Raw genomic sequence first — 20,635 nt, 5'->3', positions numbered from 1 at the left:
ATTAATCAGCATCATAGAAAAAATTTCCTACTGTAAGTATTAAGTATTTACTTTTAATAATGTACTACTATAATAGTGCAAAAAAAATATTACTGGAGAAAAATCATGAGTCAGAAACTTCCCTCTTTACTTGGTGGTGCAATGATTATTGCTGGAACAGCAATTGGCGCTGGAATGTTTGCTAATCCAACTGCAACTGCTGGATTATGGTTTATCGGTTCAATTCTCGCCTTAATCTACACTTGGTTCTGTATGACCACCTCTGGCTTAATGATCTTGGAAGCTAACTTACATTATCCAACCGGTGCGAGCTTTAGTACGATTGTTAAAGACTTACTTGGTAATAGTGCCAATATTATCAATAGTTTATCGTTAGTTTTTGTTCTTTATATTTTAACTTATGCCTATATTACTTCTGGCGGTGGTATTACTGAGAATCTCTTAAATCAACTACTAAGCTCAGAGAGTAATACCGTTGAACTAGGCAGAAGTTATGGTTCATTAATTTTCTGTCTTATTTTGGCAGCCTTCGTCTGGTTATCAACCAAAGCAGTTGATCGCTTTACCACAATATTGATCGTCGGTATGGTTATTGCCTTTTTCTTATCTACTGCCGGTTTGCTAACTTCTGTAAAAACAGAAGTATTATTCAATACTATTGCAGAAGGCGAACAAAGTTATTTACCTTACTTGTTAGCAGCGTTACCTGTTTGTCTAGTATCTTTTGGTTTCCATGGCAATGTACCAAGTTTAGTGAAATACTATAATCGTGATGGCAAACGTGTTGAAAAATCAATTATTCTAGGTACCTTAATTGCACTGATCATTTATGTATTATGGCAGCTCGCTATCCAAGGTAATCTACCTCGCCATGAATTTGCCCCTGTTATTGCTAAAGATGGTGATATAGCAGCTTTACTTGGTGCATTAAGTAAATATATCCAAACCGAATATATGGCAGTGATTTTGAACTTCTTTGCTTATATGGCTATTGCTAGTTCTTTCTTAGGAGTAACCCTTGGATTATTCGATTATATTGCTGACTTATTTAAGTTTGATGACAGCGTTGCTGGACGTACGAAAACAACCTTGATTACCTTCTTACCACCATTAGTATTAAGTTTACAATTCCCATTCGGTTTTGTAATTGCGATTGGTTATGCTGGTTTAGCAGCAACTATTTGGGCAGCTATTGTACCAGCACTATTAGCGCGCGCCTGTCGAAAAAAATTCCCTGACCAAACCTATACAGTATTTGGCGGCAACTTTATGATCTATTTTGTTATCCTATTTGGCGTGTTAAATATTGTGGCACAATTAGCAGCTCGTTACGGTTATTTGTCAATGTTTAAAGGATAATTATGCAGACCAGCGTTTATGATCAAGAGGGCTTTTTCGAGCTATATCAAAAATTACGCAACAATCCAATTAGCTTAAATGAAATTGTTGAAAAGCCAACTATGTTTCAACTCGTTGGTGATGTAAACGGTAAAAAGATCCTTGATCTTGGTTGTGGCACTGGCGTTCATTTACAACATTATTTGCAGCAAGGGGCCAATTATGCGGTTGGCGTCGATCTTTCCGCAAAAATGTTGCAACAAGCGAAAGAAAATTTACAGCAAGCAAAAATTGCTCAACAACGTTATCGCCTTTATCAATTGGCAATGGAAAACTTACAACAATGCGAGGAACAACAATTCGATATTATTACCAGTTCTTTTGCATTTCATTATGTCGCTGATTTTCCAACATTATTGCAGCAAATTTCCGCTAAATTAGTACCACAAGGACAACTTATTTTTTCACAAGAACATCCAATTGTAACTTGCTATCAAGGTGGTGATCGTTGGCAGAAAGATGAAAATAAGCAACAAGTCGCTTACCGTTTAAATTATTATCGTGATGAAGGTGAACGAGTACGTAATTGGTTTAAACAACCGTTTAAAACCTATCATCGTAAAGTATCAACCATTATAAATATGCTGATTCAAGCAGGCTTTATCATCCAAAAGCTGGAAGAGCCGATGTTAGATCAAAAAATCACTTGGCATAATGAATTTAAAGATTTACAACATCGTCCAGTATTATTATTTATTAAAGCGAAGAAACTGTAAAAATTACCGAGAAAACACTTGCATAATTAAATGAAATCGCATAGTTTAAACAGGTCGCTTATTAGCTTAGGAATTTAAAAAATTTATGGTTTTATTTCGTTTCTCTCATCATCATCACCATTCAACTGAATAATCTTTCAGGCGTTTGGTGCTGCTTGGAAGATAAAAAACTTCCGAGAGTACGAATACAAAATAACACCCTTCGGAAGTCATTCTGAAGGGTTTTTTATTTTTAATATTTAAATTTAACAAGAAGGAAATACACAATGTCAGATAAAACTCGTTTACGGATTGCTATGCAAAAATCTGGTCGTTTAAGCAAAGATTCACAAGAATTACTCAAACAATGCGGAGTGAAGATCAACCTTAATGAACAGCGCCTTATCGCTTATGCTGAAAACTTACCAATTGATATTTTACGTGTGCGCGATGATGATATTCCCGGCTTAGTCTTTGATAGTGTCGTTGATTTAGGGATTATCGGCGAAAACGTCTTAGAAGAAGAAGAACTTAGACGTAAAGCCAGCGGCGAAGAAGCTAATTACAAAATGTTAACTCGCTTAGATTTTGGTGCTTGCCGTTTATCCCTCGCTGTACCACAGGATGCTGATTATACAGGTCCAGAATCTTTAAATAATATGCGTATTGCAACTTCCTATCCGCAATTATTAAAACGTTTTATGACTGAACGCGGCTTAAAATTCAAAAGTTGTTTACTCAATGGTTCTGTCGAAGTCGCGCCTCGTGCAGGTTTAGCCGATGCTATCTGCGATCTCGTTTCCACTGGTGCAACTTTAGAAGCGAATGGACTACGTGAAGTTGATGTTATTTACCATTCAAAATCTTGCTTAATCCAACAAAACAATCCATTAGAGCCAGCAAAACAACAATTAATTGATAAATTACTTACTCGTATTCAAGGGGTAATGCAAGCAAGAGAATCTAAATATATTATGTTGCACGCACCGAAGAGCAAATTAAAAGAAGTGATTGCGTTATTACCTGGCGTTGAAGATCCAACCATCCTACCATTAGCGAATGAAGATGATCGTGTTGCCCTACATATGGTAAGCCAAGAAAATCTATTCTGGGAAACTATGGAACAACTTAAAGCGGTTGGAGCAAGCTCTATTCTTGTGCTACCAATTGAAAAAATGATGAATTAAGGAAGTAGCGTATGAAAACATTGATTTGGAATGAATTAGATCAGCAACAACGCCAGCAAGCAATGCAACGCCCAGCAATCGGCAGTTCGCAAACTATTCAAGCTGCTGTTGATGAAATTCGTGAATTAGTAAAAGCCAAAGGCGATCAAGCGTTATTTGAACTTAATCAGCGCTTTGACAAAGTGCAATTAACGCAATTACAAGTAACTACACAACAAATCGCCGATGCTAGCGCTAGAATTCCAGCAGAATTAAAACAAGCTATTCAAACAGCACAACGCAATATCGCTACTTTTCACCAAGCACAACAACCACAAGCTGTTGATCTAGAAACACAACCTGGCGTTCGTTGCCAAGTATTAACTCGTGCGATTAACAAAGTAGGGCTATATATTCCTGGTGGTTCTGCGCCACTATTTTCTACTGTATTGATGTTAGCTACTCCAGCAAAAATTGCTGGCTGCCAACAAATTATTCTCTGTTCACCACCACCAATTGCGGATGAAATTTTATATGCAGCTTCATCATGTGGTGTGGAAACGATCTATCAAGTAGGTGGCGCTCAAGCGGTAATGGCTATGGCATTTGGCACCGAATCAATTCCAAAAGTGGATAAAATATTTGGTCCAGGCAACGCATTTGTTACCGAAGCAAAACGCCAAGTTAGCCAAGATCCAAATGGTGCTGCGATTGATATGCAAGCCGGTCCATCAGAAGTATTAGTCATTGCTGATCAAAATGCTAATCCAGAATTTGTTGCTGCGGATCTATTATCTCAAGCAGAACATGGCGCTGATTCACAAGTGATTTTAGTCACACCAAGCCAACAATTAGCAACTGCTACTGAAGCGGCAATTGAACGTCAATTAGCCTTATTACCTCGAGCAGAAACAGCAAGCAAAGCATTGTCACATAGCCGTATTATTATTGCTGCCGACCTAGATCAATGTGTGGAAATTAGCAACGATTATGCGCCAGAACATTTGATTGTACAGGTTGAAAACGCTAGAGCATTATTGCCTTTATTAGATAATGCTGGTTCGATTTTCTTAGGTGCTTATTCACCTGAAAGTATGGGAGATTATGCTTCAGGTACCAACCATGTTTTACCTACTTATGGCTATAGTAAAACCAGCTCTAGTTTAGGTTTAGCAGATTTCAGCAAACGAATGACAGTTCAAGAATTAACACCACAAGGATTTGTTAATTTGGCGAAAACGGTAGAATTAATGGCAGAAGCTGAGCAATTACAAGCGCATAAAAATGCGGTTACTTTGCGTTGTGAGTCATTGAAATAATTTAAAAAAGCGGGCTATGCCCGCTTTCTCCACTACTCAACAACATCTACCCCATAAAACGCATTATAACCAAACGGACTTTGTGCATAATTACGCACACGTGGGCTTAATGGCGTATAACTTACAGAGTGAGCTACTGGAATCCAAGGAACTGCTTTATGGAAGATCTCTTGTGCTTGCTCATATAATGGTGCACGAACTTTTTTATCTGATGTCACAATCGCTTTAGCTAATAGCGCATCAAACTCTTTATTACACCAACGTGAATAGTTGCTGCCATTATTGGCATTTTCACAACTTAATAATGGTGATAAGAAGTTATCTGGGTCACCATTGTCACCAGACCAACCATAAATTCCTGCGGTAAATTCACCAGCACGAGTACGTTTAATATAGTCACCCCATTCATAGCTGACTAATTTTGCTTTTACCCCAATCTTCGCCCAGTCATTTTGTAAAATCTCTGCCGTACGACGTGGATTTGGATTAGAAGCACGCACTACCGGTTGTACCCAAAGTTCTGTTTCAAAACCATCTGGATAACCCGCTTCTGCTAATAATTTTTTCGCTTTTTCTAAATCAAATGGGTAATCTTGAATACGATCGTTGTAGCTCCAAATCGTTGGTGGCAACGGATTCTTCGCTGCAATACCTGCGCCTTGATATACTGACTCAATAATGGCTGCTTTATCCGCCGCATAATTCAATGCTTGACGCACTTTTTCATTATTAAATGGTGCTTTCTCTGTATTAAACGCAATATAAGCAACATTTAACCCTGGTTGTGATACCAATTGTACTTTTGGATCTTTCTTCATTCTGCCTAAATCAGCTACATTTGGGAAATCGATCATATCGCATTGTCCCTTTTGCAATTTCGCATAACGAGCTGTTGCATCCGGCGTAATACTGAAAATCAAAGTATCAATTGGTGTTTTACCTTGCCAGTAATCAGGGTTAGCTTTATAACGTAATGCTTGATCCAACTTCGCACCGGCAAACATAAACGGTCCAGTACCAATTGGGTCGGTATCAATTTTTTCCGGTGTACCTTTCTTCATCATTTGATCAGCATATTCCGCTGAATAGATAGAAAGAAAATCCATACCTAAGGTAGGCAAGAAAGTTGCATCTTGGCGTGTTAGCGTAATTTCCACTGTATTATCATCAATTTTCTTCACTGATTTTAATAATTGTGGGAATTTCATCGCATTAAAATAAGGATAAGTTCCTTTGGAAACATTGTGATATGGATGATTTGGATCTAATTGACGCATAAAGGAGAACACTACATCGTCTGCATTAAAATCACGAGTCGGTTTAAAAATTTTACTACTATGGAATTTAACTCCTTTTCTCAAATGTAAAGTGTAAGTTAAACCATCAGCGGAAATATCCCAACTTTCTGCTAAGCCCGGCTCAATTTCAGTCGAACCACGTTTAAAATTAATTAAACGATCATAGACTTGCTGTGAGCTAGCATTATAAGAAATACCATCCATCACCAACGCTGGGCTAATCCCTTGCGGATAGCGGCTAGTACAGTTAATAAATGTTTTTTCTGCATGAACAAAACTAGCTGTACTCAATAATGCAGTTGCCGCTGCACTTAATGCAAAAACTTGTTTAAATTTCATTTGGTTACTCCCCGTAGTCATCACTTATGCGCCCTGAATAGAAAACGCATTCATTATCGCGATATAGCTTAGTCAGTTAATGGTAAAAATGAAATAACAAAAAGTCGTTCATTATAACTAAATGACATAACTATTCTGTTGTATTACTTTTATGGTGCATAGATTCACCAACGTTACTGCGAAAAAGCAGAAATGTCAGCATTGATAACACACCAAATACAGACAAAGTAAAGAAAGTATTACTGAAACTATGTAGCAATTCTTGTTGTCCAGCACGATGATGATATAAATTCAACACTACCGAAGCAACTGCAATTCCTAAACTAATTCCTATTTGTTGCACAATACTCAATAAAGTCGTACCAGCACTAACTTGATCATCTTTTAATTCGCTGACCATTAACGTATTAACACTAGAAAAGATCATCGAAATACAAGCACCATAAAACATAATGATCAAGATACTAAAAATCAGATTCTGACTATAACCAATAAAACCTAACCCAATGACCGCAAAGGTGAGTAGAATACTCGCGCTAATTAAGGTTCGTTTATAACCGAATTTTGTCAAAATTCTGGTAATAATTGGTTTCATAATAATCGAACTAATCGCTAACGGCACCATCAACATACCAGCCTGATCTGCTGGATAACCCAAACCAATTTGCAGCATTAATGGTAACAAAAACGGTACTCCGGACGCCGACAAACGAATTAATACATTGCCAATCATACTTAACGTAAACGTCCGATTAAAAAAGACAGAAAGTGGAAATAACACACTACGTTTACCTCTTGCATAAAAGACATAACCGACAAGAGATAATGCACCAATTAAAATAAAAATGACTGACAAATCGCGTTCTCGATTCGCTTCACCAACAAAATCCAACCCTAATGTCGCTAACACAATACCGCCGGAAAAGAGCACAAAGCCAATACGATCAAAACTTGAACGAGCACCAGTCAAATTTGGCATATAAAAACGGGCAAAAAAGATACCTAATAAACCAACAGGAATATTGATTAAAAAGATCCAATGCCAAGAAGCATAAGTTACCAACCAACCACCTAATAACGGTCCTAAGATCGGTCCAGTTAATCCTGCCATTGCCATTAAATTCCATGCTGGTAATAATTCCGTTTTTGGCACTGCTTTGATCAAGGTTAAACGCGCTACTGGCATCATAATCGCGCCACCAATACCTTGTACAATCCGCGATAAAATTAAAATATCTAACGATCCCGACATAGCGCAAAACACTGATCCCAGTACAAATAACAAAACCGCATAACGGAAAATAGTTAGCGTACCATGACGATCTGCCAACCAACCGCTTAATGGCATAAATAAGGCAACCGTCAACGCATAACTAATTACTGTTAGTTGCATATTTAATGGCGATTCATGTAAATCATGGGCAATCATAGGTAATGCGGTATTAAGAATAGTGACGTCCAACGTTTGCATAAAAAAGGCAAACGAGGCAATCCAAGCTAATCCACGATGTTCTTTACTTAAAGCTACTGCCATATTGTTATTATTCCTATAACTGGCGATAAAATTTACCAATAAAATCAGCAATTTGTTGTGGCTGATTAATATCTAATACAGGTAAATCTGTTATCAATTGATAATCTAACGCTAATGCAACAATATGCTCATCAAACTCTGGTAATGGTTTTTCTATTGCTTGGCGATGCAACATAATTTTAGCGATCGGTTCTTGTTTAAAGCCTTCCACTAAAATTAAATCAACCAATTGTGGATCAAATTGTTGCGCTAAATAATTTAGCGTTACTGGTTGTGGAGTTTCTGTCATTAATGCCCAACGTTGATCACAAGTCATAATTACCTGTTGTGCGCCAGCTTCTTTCATACGCCAGCTATCTTTTCCTGGTTTATCTAATTGCACATTATGGTGTGTATGTTTGATAACCGCAGTACGAATACCTTGTGCTGCCAATAACGGTAATAATTTTTCTAATAAGGTTGTTTTGCCAGTACCGCTATAACCAGTAATACCAAGCATTGGGATCATTAGGTACTCCTTTAAAAATGAAAAAATCTTGTGGCAATTTATTGTGAGAAAAATGACAAACTATAATACTCTACTAAGATTGTCATTGTGATAAAAGTATTAGGCTTAATTTTTTCATTAAGCCTAATCATAATTTTAAGGTTGTTTTTGCTGACTTTGCTCTTGGCGCTGTAATTCTTGACGAGCATTCTCAATACTACGTTCCAATAATTGGCGTTTCGGATCATCTGGTGCTAATAGCTGTAACATCATATTCCAACTCACAATTGCCATTTTATAGTCACCACGTTGGAAACTATCGAAAGCTAATAATCCTAACGCATCTGCATTACTATGATCCTGACGAATCACTTCAGACAATAACGTACGCCCTTTGCTATTATCATTTTGATCCTGCGAGAACATTAAGATTCTGGCATACGACAATTTATAAGTTAAATCCGTTGGCACTAACTGATAAGCTTTGGCATAACTATCCATTGCCAACTGCGCTTTGTCAGTTGCCATTCCCATCTGCCCTAACAGCCACCAATTTTCTGCATTCTCCGGATGTTTTTGCAAATCCAATCGCAAGGCAACAATAAATTGTTCAATTTCACTATCAGAAAGTGGCTTTTTCTGCTCATCTTGTAATCGAGCAAATAATTGTGGCAATTTTGTATAAGATTGCTCTAACATCTCTTGCGTACGCCACGAACCTACCGCAAAATAACTCGCTCCCGCTAACGCAAATAACAATAAAAATGCAGTAACAAACCAAACTTTACCGAATTGTTGTTGTGATTGTGCAACATTATTTGTCTTGCTTGGAATATCCGTCAATAACGCTTGTTGTAACTCGATTTTTAATTGTTGTTCGTTATCCAATAATCCTTGTGCAGCCGCTTGTTCCAGTTCTTTTAGACGATCAAAATAGAAGGCTTTGTTAAAGGCTTCACGTTCAATATTTTTCTGCTGTTTTCTTTGCCGTAATAACGGAAAAAAGCAAATCAACGCAATCACTAACGTCAATCCTAATGCACTTAACCAAAAACTCATTGCTCTTTTCCTTTTTCTAATAATTGTTGTAAACGTGCTTGCTGTTCCGCTGTCAATTCAGCCGTTGTTTGTTCTGTTGGTAATGCTTTACGTCGGCGTAATAACATCACTACTCCAATTAATAGCAATGCCAATGGTGCGAGCCACAAGATAATCGTACCCGCAGTAACAGGCGGATCATAAGTGACAAAATTGCCATAACGAGCAACCATATAATCAACGATTTCTGTTTTGGTTTTTCCTTGTTGTAACAGTTCTAGCACCTTAGCTCGCATATCTGTTGCCACTAACGCATTAGAATCGGCAATATTATTATTTTGGCATTGCGGGCAACGCAATTCTTGCGTTAATTCGTGATAGGTTTGCTCTTCTGCGTTAGAACGAAAATGTAACGCCTCAATTGCGGCAAATGTGGTATTACTTACCCACAACAACAAACTACAAAAAATGAGAGTGCTTATTTGGCGGAACATACTGCCTCCGCTGCATATTTCTGATAAAGAGGCTGCAATTTTTCCTGCCAAACTTGTTGATTAACATCACCTGCATGGCGATAACGAATAATGCCTTGACAATCAACCACAAAAGTTTCTGGTGCACCATAAACTCCAAGATCCAAACCAACACTGCCTTTTTGATCATCAAGCACGACTTGATATGGATTACCTAAATCGCTTAACCATTTTTTCGCTTTAGCCGCATCATCTTTATAATTAATACCAATAATGGTGATACCTTGTTGTGCCAATTGATTTAAATATTGATGTTCTGCATAACAAGTCGGACACCAAGTTGCCCACACGTTTAATAAGAGTGGCTTGCCTTGTTTAAATAAAGTTTCATTATATTGTTTATCTGCTACAAAGAGATCGGTCAAGGTTGTAGTAACTGGTACTGGCTGCCCAACTAGCACTGACTCCAATGCTTTTGGATCATCACCTTGCGCATTACGAATTAACGCTACTGTCGCTAATACCACAAACAAGCCAAAAACAATTAAAGGTAAATACAATTTTTTATTCATTGCTCACTCCTTTAACTAATTTGCTAAAGCGATAACGGCGATCAAAGATACATAACACACTGCCTAATGCCATTAATAAACCACCAAACCAAATCCAACGAATAAACGGTTTGTAATATAAACGTACTGCCCAAGCGCCATTATCTAATCGTTCGCCCAATGCCGCATAAAGATCTCGAGTAACGCCACCATCAATTGCCGCCTCACTCATACTCATACGACTCACTTGGTAAAAACGTTTTTCAGCTGCTAAGGTTGTTATCGGCTGCTGATCTTTACTAACAGTAATAGATGCTGTTGCCCCTAAGTAATTTGGACCGTCACTCTCTTTGACTTGGCTAAATTTAAAATCATAACCAGCAACATTAACCGTATCACCGACACTCATTCTGACATCTTTTTCAACACTAAAATTTTGGCTAAAAGCAATGCCAAATACAGAAACCGCAAGTCCAATATGGGCGAAAAACATTCCCCAATGAGAACGAGATAATTTAGTTAAACCTTGCCAAAATCCTGTACGGTGTGTTGCACGTTGCTGCAATTCATAGCAGCTTAAGATCGCAATAATCACTGTCATCATACTGCCCAATACGGCACTAACCGTTAATTTATCCGCTAACACAAATGGCAATATAAAACCTAATAACGCCATTACGATAACACTGATCACGACTGCTTTACGAATTGCTGAAAATTGATCACGCCGCCATTTCACTAATGGACCAATACCTAGCAATAATGAAAATGGCACCATAATAATTAAGAACATTTGGTCAAAGAATGGCGCACCGATTGAAATCGATCCTAAGCCCAACTGTTTATGTGCCAATGGCAATAGGGTACCCAATAACACTACCGCTAATGCAGTCATTAACAATACATTATTCAACAACAGCATAGATTCTCTGGAATAGTGCTGATAATTGTCACGAGAACGAATTTCATTGCCTTTATAAGCATACAACCCAAGTGAGCCGCCAATCACCACCACTAAATAAGCGAGAATAAACAAGCCACGAGTTGGATCTGAGGCAAAAGCGTGCACTGAAACCAAAATACCAGAGCGTACAAGGAAGGTACCTAATAGACATAATGAAAAGACTAAAATCGCTAATAATACCGTCCAAGCTTTAAAGCTGCCGCGCTTTTCTGTAACTGCCAATGAGTGCAATAACGCCGTTCCTGCTAGCCAAGGCATAAATGAGGCATTTTCCACTGGATCCCAGAACCACCAGCCGCCCCAGCCAAGCTCATAATAAGCCCACCAAGAACCTAACACGATACCTAAAGTGAGGAAACACCAAGCCGCTAAGGTCCAAGGTCTTGACCATCTAGCCCAAGCAGTATCCAAATTACCACTCATTAAAGAAGCAATAGAAAAGGCAAAAGCGACAGAAAAACCCACATATCCCATATATAACAATGGCGGATGGAAGATAAGCCCAATATCTTGCAACATTGGATTTAACTCTTTGCCATCAACAGGAAAATCAGGGAAGGTACGAACAAATGGATTAGAGGCAAAAATCACAAAAACTAAAAAGCCAATGCTGATCATCCCCATTACCGCTAAAACTCTGGCAACAGATTCTTGCGGTAATTGACGGCTAAAAATCGCAACTGCCAAACTCCAGCAGCTTAACAGCCAAATCCACAATAATAGCGATCCCTCGTGCGATCCCCATACTGCTGATAAACGATAATAGATCGGCAACTGGCTATTTGAGTTATTGACAATGTACTGTACGCTGAAATCATTAATCGCAAAAAGATACATCAAGCCAAAAAAGGCAAATGACAAACTTAAAAACAGTCCTAATGCCATCGGTCTGGCTAACGCAATTAATAATGGATTATTTTGTCGCACACCCCAAAGCGGAATCACTGTTAATAAGATCGCAATTGCTAATGCAAGCGCTAACGCATAATTGCCTAATTCTGCGATCATTTTTTCTCCTCGGATTGTGGTAACGCTTGTTCAAGCTGCATCTTATCGCGCTCAGACTCCCCTTTCAGATCTTTTTCTGATACGCCCATTGGATTATGCACTTTCTTCATTTGCTCACCTAATTCAGGCGGTACATAATTTTCATCATGTTTTGCTAAGACTTCATGCGCTACTAATGTTGTTGGATCTTTCAATGTGCCTTGTGCAACGATACCTTGTCCTTCGCGGAACAGATCCGGCAAGATACCTTCATATTCAACATCAATTGCTGGCCCAATATCATTCAATTTAAATTTAACTTTTAAGCTATTAGGATCACGCTCTACTGAACCATCGACAACCATACCACCAACTCGAATACGCTGACCTGGTTCAGGTTTTAAACTGGCATCATTATTTTTGCCATAAATCACTTCACTAGGTGTATAAAAAAGATCGATATTTTGACGTAATGCATACAGCATTAACCCTGCTGCAATGCTAATCCCAGCAACCACAAATAGTATTAAATAAAGTCTTGATTTACGGCGTGGATTCATAAACTATTCTCCGTAGCGGTACGTTGTTTAATCCGCTGTTGACGTTCCATTTCTCTTTTTACTTCTACCAAAATTTTTCGTTTGCCACGATGGCTGACAATTATCAATAACAGAATTGCAATCAATGAAATTCCATAAGAGAGCCATACATATAAGCCATGCTGCCCCATTTGCCAAAAGGCACTCCAACTATCAAAAAATGGTGTCATCTTATTATTCCTTATTGCATCTTTTGTACTAATGCTTGTACCCAAGCACGTTTCTTATCCGCATTTAACAATTCATTGCGATAACGTACTAGCGTTAAATACACACTTAGCAACATAAAGCCGAAAATCGACAATAATAGCGGAATTAACATCTCTGTAGCGATTGATGGTTTCTCAAATTTGGTAATACTTGCTCCTTGATGCAAAGTATTCCACCACTGCACAGAAAAATGGATTATCGGTAAATTAATCACACCGACAATAGACAAAATACCCGCTGCTTTTGCCCCAACAATTTTATCTTGGAATGCGCTATATAACGCAATCACGCCAAAATAGAGAAACAATAAAATTAATTCTGAGGTTAAACGGGCATCCCAAACCCACCAAGTTCCCCAAGTTGGTTTGCCCCAAACTGCCCCTGTTACCAATGCAAGAAAAGTTAATAACGCCCCAATCGGCGCCATTGCAACCATTGCTAAACTCGCTTGTTTAATTTGCCAAACTAATGCCACTAATGCTGCCACTGCCATTGAGGCATAAATACCCATTGACCAAATTGCCGTCGGCACATGAATATACATAATACGGAAGCTATTACCTTGCTGATAATCTGCTGGTGCAAAGGCTAATCCCCACACTAAAGCCACAGCTAATAACAAAAAACTAGCTATACCAACAAATGGCACTAACTTTCCACAAATGCGATATTGTGTTTCAGGTTTTGCGTATGGATGTAACCATTTCCACATAATCTTCTACCTATAATATTTTTTAATGCAAACTTACTCTCAATGCTGCAGCAACCGCAAACGGACAACTCACCAGCGCCAGCACCAACATCGCTGCTAAAATTGCCAACTGCCCACCATAACTAAGATGTAACACAGCTGAATCCAATACCGCAGCAGTAAAAATTAAAACAGGGATAAACAATGGCACTACTAACAAACTTAACAATACTCCGCCTTTACGCAATCCGACTGTTAGCGCAACGCCAACTGCGCCAATACAACTCAAAATTGGTGTGCCAATAAATAGGGTTTGTACTAATGCCCACCACACATCCACTTCTAACGACAATAACAAACCAGCAATTGGTGATAACAAAATCAGCGGGAAGCCAGTTAATAACCAATGAGAGAAAATTTTCGCTAAAGCAGTCATCGACAATGGAATTGGTAATAACAACAGCTGTTCCAATGAACCATCTAAATAATCATCTTTAAATAACCGTTCAAACGATAATAACGCCGATAACAGTGCTGCTACCCAAACAATACCGGGCGCAATACGTGCTAAAAGTTGCGGCTCAGGCCCTACAACTAAAGGGAAAAGCGTAATCACAATCAAAAAAAACCATAATGGATTGAGAATCTCACTTGGTTTTCGCATCGCAATTTGTAATTCTCGTTTGATTATTTCGTAAAAAATCATCTTGCACTATTCTGTTTCTATAACTTTGTATTTTTCTAATTGTACTTTCTGCACAATATCGCTTGGCACATCTTGATGACTGGTAATAATCACCATACCGCCTTGGCTTGCATGAAATTCAAAAAGATGGGTAAGCACCTGCACACCACGTTTATCAATTGTGTTAAAAGGCTCATCTAAAATCCATAATGGTGCAGTGGATAACCATAATCTCGCCAACGATACTCGCTTTTGCTGTCCTGCTGATAGTTGGCTGGTTGGAATATCTTCATAACCGAGCAGCCCAACTACTTGTAAAGTTTCCCATAACACTTCTGCTTGTTGGCGACTCGCTGTTGTTTTTTGAAAGAAACGTAAATTTTCCCAAGCGGTTAATTCAGGTTTAATCCCTGCATGATGTCCTAAAAACAGTAAATCAGCATTAAATTCATCTTGTTGCTGCAAAATGGGCTGATTATTCCACAAAATTTCACCGTTGCGTGGACGTGAAAGACCGCTTAATGCTCGTAATAATGTGGTTTTACCAACACCATTGTGTCCCTCGATTTGAACAAAATCACCACTTTGGAATTGAAGATTAAGATCAGCAAATAAAATACGTTCCCCACGTTGACAACTTAAATCTTTTACCTGTAACTGATTGATTGAATTCATATATTTTTTGCTGATTGGCTAGATTAATTTAACGGAGCAGAATTCTAACATAAGCGGGCATTCGGTGGTATTTATATCTAAGCCGCATTTGTACCTATTTGGTAGTAAAAATAACAAAATAGAATTCAAAAAATACAATTAACTTATTGATAAATAAGTTAATTTATCAAAAATGGCAATTCACTTTTTTTTGATCTATAGCAAAGATGAGAATAGATAGATTCCCTCTTCACTGATGGAAGAGGGAAAAATAAATTAATTACACAGAAAATGGATATTTAATCGCTGGATGCGACTGATAGTTATGCACCTTAAAGTCATCTAAAGTTACCCAAGTTTCCAAATCCTCTAATGTCTTAATATCTGGATTAATCTCCAACTGCGGCAATGGTAACGGTTCACGTTTTAATTGCACATTCTGCATCAACTCAAGTTGATCTTCATAAATATGTGCATTAATAATTTTGTGAAAAGCTAGACCCGGCTTATTACCAGTAATTTGTGCTACTAATGCTAACAAGGTAAACACTTGAATCTGGTTAAAAGTTAATCCTAACGGTACATCACAAGAGCGTTGATAACTGGTCAAATATAGTGTGTCATCTAATAACGAAAAAGTATGCGTATGCATACAAGGGCGCAAACAACCCTGTTCAATTTCTCCCGGATTATAGAAGGTCAGGATTTCACCGCGATCATCAATTTTTCTGCTTAAATTGTGGATAATTTTCTTTAATTGATCGACTGTTTCACCATTCGGTTTGCGCCATTGACGACCTTGTACACCATAAACACGTCCCATATCATCTTCACCTTTACGATATGGATTCGCTAACCACGCGGCATTTTCATTAGCATTGGCATCCCACGTTTTCGTACCTAAACGGCGAAAATCAGCAGCATTGCTATAACCTCTGATATAACCAAGCAGTTCTGCGATAGCTGCTTTCCAAAAACTTTTACGCGTAGTAATTAGTGGAAATTCATTATTGGCAACGTTATAAGTCAAATCCGCATTAATAACTGTTAAGCAGCGTTTGCCTGTTCGTTTATTTTCTACCCAAGTACCTTCATCAATAATACGCTGGCATAGTTCAAGATATGCTTTCATTATCGTTTTTCCTTCTGCTGATAGGCAAACCAAATTAAACCAATACCAATAATAATCATCGGTGTAGAAAGGATTTGTCCCATTGAAATTTCATGACCAAAATACAAACCTAGCTGCGGATCGGGCTCGCGGAAAAACTCGACAATAAAGCGGAATAAACCATAACAGAGTAAAAATAAACCAGAAACTGAACCAGCAGGTCTTGCTTTACGAATAAATAAGTTAAGGATAATAAATAATACTACCCCCTCTAAAAAGGCTTCATATAATTGCGATGGATGACGTGGTAAATAACCCCCAGATGGAAAAAGCACCGCCCAAGGCACATCAGTAACGCGTCCCCATAACTCATCATTAATAAAGTTTCCAATACGCCCCATTCCCAAGCCAAATGGAATCAATGGAGCAACGAAATCAGCGACAACAAAAAATTGACGTTTCTGTGCACGAGCAGTAAGCCACATTGCAGTAATGACCCCAATTAAACCACCATGGAAAGACATTCCACCTTCCCAAACGCGGAATAAATAAGCAGGATCGCTTAAAAACAGATCAAATTGGTAAAATAACACATAGCCGATACGTCCACCCAAGAACACACCTAAAAAGCCGTTAAACAATAAATTATCAAATTGATCTACTGTCCAACCACTATTAGCTTGTTTCACTCGACGAATACCTAGCCAGCGTGCAAATAAAAATCCAATCAAATACATCAGACCATACCAACGTAACGCAATCGGCCCAATCGCAAAAATCACTGGATCAAATTGAGGGTAAGTTAGAAACTCCGTATTCATACTGTTCCTTTTATCTTTTTTATTTAATGAACATATCTATCGCAATACCGATCAACAACAAGGCGAAATAACGCTTCAAAGTAGGAACTGGAAGTTTCGTTGTTGTTGTTGCGCCAATTTTTGAAGTAAAGAAAGAGGTCAATGTAATTCCTACCACCGCAGGTAAATAAACATAACCTAATGAAAAATCTGGCATATTAGGCACATTCCAGCCCCCAACAATAAAACTTAACATACCAGAAACGCCAAGTAACATACCACAAAATGCAGAAGAACCGATTGCCTTTTTCATATCAATACCGCGAGAATTTAAAAATGGTACGATAAAACCACCGCCACCAATCCCTGCGGCACTTGAGGCAATCCCAATTAAAATACCACCAATCACTGAAGCCATTGGAGTTAATGTTTTATTGGATGGTTTTGGTCGAATTGATAACACCATTTTGAGGGCTAAATAAACGACTAAACAAGCAAAGATTTTACTAGCAAGATCTTTATCTAATTTGCCAATAAACAGGCCTGAAATAAAGACTGTCACCATAATTACCGGCGCTAAAATTTTCACTGCATCCCAAACGATATTGCCCAGTTTATGATGGCGTTGTGCTGAAGAGAATCCGGTAATCACAATAGTGGCAAATGAAGTACCTAACGCAGATGCCATTAACACTTCATTAGGTACACCAGCCATTGGTAATAAATAGACCAAAACAGGTACAATAATTAAACCACCGCCAATGCCAAATAATCCGGCAAGGAAACCAACAATTGCTCCGACTATTAAGCAAATCAGAAAAAATGTGAACATTTTTAACCCCTTGTTTTATTAAATGGACGTTTTTGGTATTTACCTGAGGCTGATTTTTTTTCTGAAGTGGTTCGTCTAGCTTCATTTGTTGAGCTAATGGCACTTATACCTTCTTTCTCATTAAATAAAACACCAGCAAACTCTTTCATTACTTTGCGATAAACATCACGTTTAAAGGACACTACTTGTCGTACGGGATACCAAAAACTCACCCAACGCCAGCCATCAAATTCAGGTGAAGAACTTGTGGTAACATTGATTTTATTTTCTGGACTGGTGAGTTGTAGCAAAAACCAACGCTGTTTCTGCCCAATACAGACTGGTCGAGAATCAAAGCGAATAAGACGTTTAGGTAATTTATAACGCAACCATTGTTTTGAACTATAAATAATTTTTACATCATTTTGGGTTAAGCCAACTTCTTCAAACAGCTCACGATACATTGCTTGTTCCGGCGTTTCACGTGGATTAATGCCACCTTGTGGAAACTGCCATGAATTTTGATTGTATCGTTTCGCCCAAAAGACTTGCCCCTTTTGGTTACAAATAACAATACCGACGTTAGGACGATAACCGTCGAAATCGATCACTATCGACAACCTTAAATATTAACTTTTTGATGGATAAAGATGGCGTTGATTGTTTCATACTATTGCTATTTTCTCAAGTTTCACATTGGTAGAAATAGATCATCAAGATCACAATCTAGCTTGGTGAGTATTCTGCTTTCTATTGAAATTTGTGCTACCATTAAGCGCTACTATTGTTAAAACGAGAAAGCCAAATGTTCAAGATTACAGTAAAACCATTTTTGCTCCGTCTGTTTGTCCCCTGCAAACAGTGGTTTACTGTGCATTATAAAAAATTGCTAAAAATCTTGATTTCGCTATGTTGTTTAGGCGCAGTGCTGTTAGTTTCTATTGATATTGGCATTAGTTTGTGGGTACGTGATCGTATCTATCACGATATCGATCATCTACCTTATCGCCCTTATGGTTTAGTGTTAGGAACGGCGAAGTATTTTAAAAATAACACGTTAAATCTGTTTTATTACAATCGTCTTTCTGCTGCTGAACTATTAGTGAAAAATCATAAAGTCGATTATCTTTTGCTTAGTGGCGATAATCGCACTATGCAATACAATGAACCACAACGAATGTTTAAAGATTTACTCAAAATGGGTGTGCCATCGCAAACTATGTATTTCGATTACGCTGGCTTTCGTACTTTAGATTCGGTCATTCGTGCAGATAAAATCTTTAATGCGCAATCCTTAACGATTATTACGCAACGCTTTCATTGCGAACGGGCACTGTTTATTGCTAAACATTACAACCTTGATGCAATTTGTTTTGAAGCAGATTATCCAGAAGGTTATCCAATGGTACGCATTCGTGAATTCTTTGCACGTGTACAAGCAGTATTAGACATTATATTAGGCAAACAACCCTATTTTTTAGGTAAACCAGAGCCTTTACCTCCACCTATTTTGCCTCCTTATGAGCAATAACATTTTCATTAGCTAATACAATAAATACTAGCATTTAGCTATTGTTCTCTGCTTGAGAAAACACGATAATAGCACCCTTATTTTTAGGTGATAGGACAATGATTAGTTATATTCTTTTAATTATTAGCACAGCGTTAATTAACAATTTTGTGCTAGTGAAATTCCTTGGTTTATGCCCATTTATGGGAGTATCTAAAAAAGTGGATACTACCGTTGGTATGGGATTAGCAACTACCTTTGTATTAACGGTTGCTTCTTTAGTCGCCTACTTGGTAGACCATTATATTTTATTACCGCTTAATGCAATTTATCTGCGTACGTTAGTATTCATTCTCGTCATCGCAGTGGTAGTACAATTTACTGAAATGGTGATCAATAAAACCAGTCCTACATTGTATCGCCTCTTAGGAATTTTCTTACCTTTAATTACGACTAACTGTGCTGTCCTTGGCGTTGCTTTATTAAACGTTAATTTAGCTCACAATTTTATTCAATCAGTCATTTACGGCTTTGGTGCAGCACTAGGTTTTTCACTGGTATTAGTGTTATTTGCTGCAATGCGGGAACGGATTGAGGCTGCTGATGTACCTTTTCCTTTTAAAGGTGCATCAATTGCATTAATTACAGCTGGATTAATGTCAGTAGCATTTATGGGCTTTAGTGGATTAGTGAGAGTCTAATGTCCTGGTTATTATCATTATCACCTTATGTTTGGATCTTAATCAGCGTCGCCCTATTGGCGCTGATTTTTGGCGCGATCCTCGGCTTTTCCTCAATAAAACTTAAAGTCGAATCGGATCCTATTGTTGATAAAATTGATACCTTACTGCCGCAAAGCCAATGCGGGCAATGTGGTTACCCTGGTTGTCGTCCATACGCCGAAGCCATTGCCAATGGCGATGTTATCACTAAATGCGTACCTGGCGGACAACCTTTAGTTGAGAAATTAGCAGATTTATTAGGTGTAGAAGCGCCGCAAGGTGTCTTTGAAGATGAACCTGTCGCCAAAGTGGCATTCATTCATGAAGAGATGTGTATCGGCTGTACAAAATGTATCCAAGCTTGTCCTGTTGATGCCATTATTGGGGCAAATAAAGCATTACACACTGTCATTCCAGATCTCTGTACAGGTTGCGAACTCTGCGTTGCACCTTGTCCAACAGACTGTATTACGATGGAAAAAGTAAAACCGACTGTTGATTCGTGGAATTGGAAATATGATCAAAATTTGATTATCCCTATCGTTGAAGTACCTGCTGCAACAACGCCAAAAACAATAAAAAATTAGGAAAGT

General features: G+C 38.1%; 23 protein-coding genes and 1 other annotated feature. Of the genes, 7 read left to right on the top strand and 16 right to left on the bottom strand.

Going from position 1 to position 20,635, the window contains the following annotated elements; translation table 11 throughout:
* Window positions 1–105: 105 nt before the first annotated feature.
* From mtr to hisD, 4 genes are all read left to right on the top strand, one after another.
* Window positions 106–1,359, top strand: a complete 1,254-nt coding sequence (gene mtr, locus NYR30_RS01895; protein WP_066112737.1) for a tryptophan permease — start codon at window positions 106–108, stop codon at window positions 1,357–1,359.
* Window positions 1,360–1,361: 2 nt separating this feature from the next.
* The gene (locus NYR30_RS01890; protein WP_197495421.1) at window positions 1,362–2,114 is read left to right on the top strand and encodes a class I SAM-dependent DNA methyltransferase; all 753 of its coding nucleotides are present in this window, start codon (window positions 1,362–1,364) and stop codon (window positions 2,112–2,114) included.
* A 108-nt stretch (window positions 2,115–2,222) separates the two neighbouring features.
* Window positions 2,223–2,345 (top strand) — a sequence feature (His leader region).
* Between the two features lie 35 nt (window positions 2,346–2,380).
* Window positions 2,381–3,280: an ATP phosphoribosyltransferase gene (gene hisG / locus NYR30_RS01885; protein WP_302501742.1), complete on the top strand. Its 900-nt coding sequence runs from the start codon at window positions 2,381–2,383 to the stop codon at window positions 3,278–3,280.
* Between the two features lie 11 nt (window positions 3,281–3,291).
* Entirely contained in the window at window positions 3,292–4,578 is a 1,287-nt protein-coding gene (gene hisD / locus NYR30_RS01880; RefSeq protein ID WP_302501741.1) for a histidinol dehydrogenase, read from the top strand.
* A gap of 32 nt (window positions 4,579–4,610) precedes the next feature.
* Here the strand turns inward: hisD and NYR30_RS01875 are convergent, their stop codons facing one another.
* The 16 genes from NYR30_RS01875 to rppH all read right to left on the bottom strand — a co-directional run bounded on the left by NYR30_RS01875 (window position 4,611) and on the right by rppH (window position 18,421).
* A complete protein-coding gene (locus NYR30_RS01875; RefSeq protein WP_066112730.1) occupies window positions 4,611–6,215 on the bottom strand; it encodes an ABC transporter substrate-binding protein in 1,605 nt (534 codons plus the stop codon).
* A gap of 130 nt (window positions 6,216–6,345) precedes the next feature.
* Window positions 6,346–7,749, bottom strand: coding sequence for a DHA2 family efflux MFS transporter permease subunit (locus tag NYR30_RS01870; protein WP_066421161.1), 1,404 nt, complete (start codon window positions 7,747–7,749; stop codon window positions 6,346–6,348).
* Window positions 7,750–7,762: 13 nt separating this feature from the next.
* A complete protein-coding gene (gene mobB, locus NYR30_RS01865; protein ID WP_066106596.1) occupies window positions 7,763–8,257 on the bottom strand; it encodes a molybdopterin-guanine dinucleotide biosynthesis protein MobB in 495 nt (164 codons plus the stop codon).
* A gap of 135 nt (window positions 8,258–8,392) precedes the next feature.
* A complete protein-coding gene (gene ccmI, locus NYR30_RS01860) occupies window positions 8,393–9,295 on the bottom strand; it encodes a c-type cytochrome biogenesis protein CcmI (protein ID WP_066421164.1) in 903 nt (300 codons plus the stop codon).
* Window positions 9,292–9,768, bottom strand: coding sequence for a cytochrome c-type biogenesis protein (locus tag NYR30_RS01855; RefSeq protein ID WP_066421167.1), 477 nt, complete (start codon window positions 9,766–9,768; stop codon window positions 9,292–9,294). Before NYR30_RS01855 ends, ccmI begins: the two co-directional genes overlap by 4 nt.
* A complete protein-coding gene (locus tag NYR30_RS01850; RefSeq protein ID WP_066421171.1) occupies window positions 9,753–10,319 on the bottom strand; it encodes a DsbE family thiol:disulfide interchange protein in 567 nt (188 codons plus the stop codon). The genes NYR30_RS01855 and NYR30_RS01850 overlap by 16 nt, the downstream gene beginning before the upstream one ends.
* The gene (locus NYR30_RS01845) at window positions 10,312–12,270 is read right to left on the bottom strand and encodes a heme lyase CcmF/NrfE family subunit (protein WP_302501738.1); all 1,959 of its coding nucleotides are present in this window, start codon (window positions 12,268–12,270) and stop codon (window positions 10,312–10,314) included. The genes NYR30_RS01850 and NYR30_RS01845 overlap by 8 nt, the downstream gene beginning before the upstream one ends.
* Complete coding sequence (gene ccmE / locus NYR30_RS01840; RefSeq protein ID WP_302501737.1) at window positions 12,267–12,809, bottom strand: cytochrome c maturation protein CcmE; 543 nt, start codon at window positions 12,807–12,809, stop codon at window positions 12,267–12,269. The genes NYR30_RS01845 and ccmE overlap by 4 nt, the downstream gene beginning before the upstream one ends.
* Window positions 12,806–13,018, bottom strand: a complete 213-nt coding sequence (gene ccmD, locus NYR30_RS01835; RefSeq protein WP_066421178.1) for a heme exporter protein CcmD — start codon at window positions 13,016–13,018, stop codon at window positions 12,806–12,808. Before ccmD ends, ccmE begins: the two co-directional genes overlap by 4 nt.
* A gap of 11 nt (window positions 13,019–13,029) precedes the next feature.
* Entirely contained in the window at window positions 13,030–13,770 is a 741-nt protein-coding gene (locus NYR30_RS01830) for a heme ABC transporter permease (protein ID WP_066112718.1), read from the bottom strand.
* Window positions 13,771–13,792: 22 nt separating this feature from the next.
* Entirely contained in the window at window positions 13,793–14,455 is a 663-nt protein-coding gene (ccmB, locus tag NYR30_RS01825) for a heme exporter protein CcmB (protein ID WP_066421180.1), read from the bottom strand.
* A 6-nt stretch (window positions 14,456–14,461) separates the two neighbouring features.
* Window positions 14,462–15,109: a cytochrome c biogenesis heme-transporting ATPase CcmA gene (gene ccmA / locus NYR30_RS01820; RefSeq protein WP_066112716.1), complete on the bottom strand. Its 648-nt coding sequence runs from the start codon at window positions 15,107–15,109 to the stop codon at window positions 14,462–14,464.
* 259 nt (window positions 15,110–15,368) lie between these two features.
* Window positions 15,369–16,220: a thymidylate synthase gene (locus NYR30_RS01815; protein ID WP_066106569.1), complete on the bottom strand. Its 852-nt coding sequence runs from the start codon at window positions 16,218–16,220 to the stop codon at window positions 15,369–15,371.
* Complete coding sequence (gene lgt / locus NYR30_RS01810; RefSeq protein WP_066106564.1) at window positions 16,220–17,020, bottom strand: prolipoprotein diacylglyceryl transferase; 801 nt, start codon at window positions 17,018–17,020, stop codon at window positions 16,220–16,222. The genes NYR30_RS01815 and lgt overlap by 1 nt, the downstream gene beginning before the upstream one ends.
* Window positions 17,021–17,039: 19 nt before the next feature.
* On the bottom strand, window positions 17,040–17,831 hold the full coding sequence (locus tag NYR30_RS01805) for a sulfite exporter TauE/SafE family protein (protein WP_066106561.1): 792 nt from the start codon (window positions 17,829–17,831) through the stop codon (window positions 17,040–17,042).
* 2 nt (window positions 17,832–17,833) lie between these two features.
* Complete coding sequence (rppH, locus tag NYR30_RS01800) at window positions 17,834–18,421, bottom strand: RNA pyrophosphohydrolase (protein WP_066421183.1); 588 nt, start codon at window positions 18,419–18,421, stop codon at window positions 17,834–17,836.
* Window positions 18,422–18,615: 194 nt separating this feature from the next.
* Between rppH and NYR30_RS01795 the strand changes: the two genes are divergently transcribed.
* The 3 genes from NYR30_RS01795 (at window position 18,616) to rsxB (ending at window position 20,629) form a co-directional block, all read left to right on the top strand.
* Entirely contained in the window at window positions 18,616–19,341 is a 726-nt protein-coding gene (locus NYR30_RS01795) for a SanA/YdcF family protein (RefSeq protein ID WP_302501734.1), read from the top strand.
* Between the two features lie 98 nt (window positions 19,342–19,439).
* Entirely contained in the window at window positions 19,440–20,021 is a 582-nt protein-coding gene (rsxA, locus tag NYR30_RS01790) for an electron transport complex subunit RsxA (protein ID WP_302501732.1), read from the top strand.
* Window positions 20,021–20,629 (top strand): electron transport complex subunit RsxB, encoded by a 609-nt coding sequence (gene rsxB / locus NYR30_RS01785; RefSeq protein WP_066106551.1) that lies wholly within the window; start codon window positions 20,021–20,023, stop codon window positions 20,627–20,629. The genes rsxA and rsxB overlap by 1 nt, the downstream gene beginning before the upstream one ends.
* The last annotated feature ends 6 nt before the right edge of the window (window positions 20,630–20,635 follow it).

Source organism: Gallibacterium salpingitidis (assembly GCF_030517105.1).
Classification (GTDB): Bacteria; Pseudomonadota; Gammaproteobacteria; order Enterobacterales; family Pasteurellaceae; genus Gallibacterium; species Gallibacterium salpingitidis.
The sequence above is the reverse complement of the archived record's forward strand: the minus strand, read 5'-3'. Positions and strand labels throughout refer to the sequence as shown.

Excerpts from the sequence above, each read along its gene's own strand:
- mtr (WP_066112737.1), top strand. The coding sequence starts at position 106 with ATGAGTCAGAAACTTCCCTCTTTACTTGGTGGTGCAATGATTATTGCT.
- NYR30_RS01890 (WP_197495421.1), top strand. The coding sequence starts at position 1,362 with ATGCAGACCAGCGTTTATGATCAAGAGGGCTTTTTCGAGCTATATCAA.
- hisG (WP_302501742.1), top strand. The coding sequence starts at position 2,381 with ATGTCAGATAAAACTCGTTTACGGATTGCTATGCAAAAATCTGGTCGT.
- hisD (WP_302501741.1), top strand. The coding sequence starts at position 3,292 with ATGAAAACATTGATTTGGAATGAATTAGATCAGCAACAACGCCAGCAA.
- NYR30_RS01875 (WP_066112730.1), bottom strand. The coding sequence starts at position 6,215 with ATGAAATTTAAACAAGTTTTTGCATTAAGTGCAGCGGCAACTGCATTA.
- NYR30_RS01870 (WP_066421161.1), bottom strand. The coding sequence starts at position 7,749 with ATGGCAGTAGCTTTAAGTAAAGAACATCGTGGATTAGCTTGGATTGCC.
- mobB (WP_066106596.1), bottom strand. The coding sequence starts at position 8,257 with ATGATCCCAATGCTTGGTATTACTGGTTATAGCGGTACTGGCAAAACA.
- ccmI (WP_066421164.1), bottom strand. The coding sequence starts at position 9,295 with ATGAGTTTTTGGTTAAGTGCATTAGGATTGACGTTAGTGATTGCGTTG.
- NYR30_RS01855 (WP_066421167.1), bottom strand. The coding sequence starts at position 9,768 with ATGTTCCGCCAAATAAGCACTCTCATTTTTTGTAGTTTGTTGTTGTGG.
- NYR30_RS01850 (WP_066421171.1), bottom strand. The coding sequence starts at position 10,319 with ATGAATAAAAAATTGTATTTACCTTTAATTGTTTTTGGCTTGTTTGTG.
- NYR30_RS01845 (WP_302501738.1), bottom strand. The coding sequence starts at position 12,270 with ATGATCGCAGAATTAGGCAATTATGCGTTAGCGCTTGCATTAGCAATT.
- ccmE (WP_302501737.1), bottom strand. The coding sequence starts at position 12,809 with ATGAATCCACGCCGTAAATCAAGACTTTATTTAATACTATTTGTGGTT.
- ccmD (WP_066421178.1), bottom strand. The coding sequence starts at position 13,018 with ATGACACCATTTTTTGATAGTTGGAGTGCCTTTTGGCAAATGGGGCAG.
- NYR30_RS01830 (WP_066112718.1), bottom strand. The coding sequence starts at position 13,770 with ATGTGGAAATGGTTACATCCATACGCAAAACCTGAAACACAATATCGC.
- ccmB (WP_066421180.1), bottom strand. The coding sequence starts at position 14,455 with ATGATTTTTTACGAAATAATCAAACGAGAATTACAAATTGCGATGCGA.
- ccmA (WP_066112716.1), bottom strand. The coding sequence starts at position 15,109 with ATGAATTCAATCAATCAGTTACAGGTAAAAGATTTAAGTTGTCAACGT.
- NYR30_RS01815 (WP_066106569.1), bottom strand. The coding sequence starts at position 16,220 with ATGAAAGCATATCTTGAACTATGCCAGCGTATTATTGATGAAGGTACT.
- lgt (WP_066106564.1), bottom strand. The coding sequence starts at position 17,020 with ATGAATACGGAGTTTCTAACTTACCCTCAATTTGATCCAGTGATTTTT.
- NYR30_RS01805 (WP_066106561.1), bottom strand. The coding sequence starts at position 17,831 with ATGTTCACATTTTTTCTGATTTGCTTAATAGTCGGAGCAATTGTTGGT.
- NYR30_RS01795 (WP_302501734.1), top strand. The coding sequence starts at position 18,616 with ATGTTCAAGATTACAGTAAAACCATTTTTGCTCCGTCTGTTTGTCCCC.
- rsxA (WP_302501732.1), top strand. The coding sequence starts at position 19,440 with ATGATTAGTTATATTCTTTTAATTATTAGCACAGCGTTAATTAACAAT.
- rsxB (WP_066106551.1), top strand. The coding sequence starts at position 20,021 with ATGTCCTGGTTATTATCATTATCACCTTATGTTTGGATCTTAATCAGC.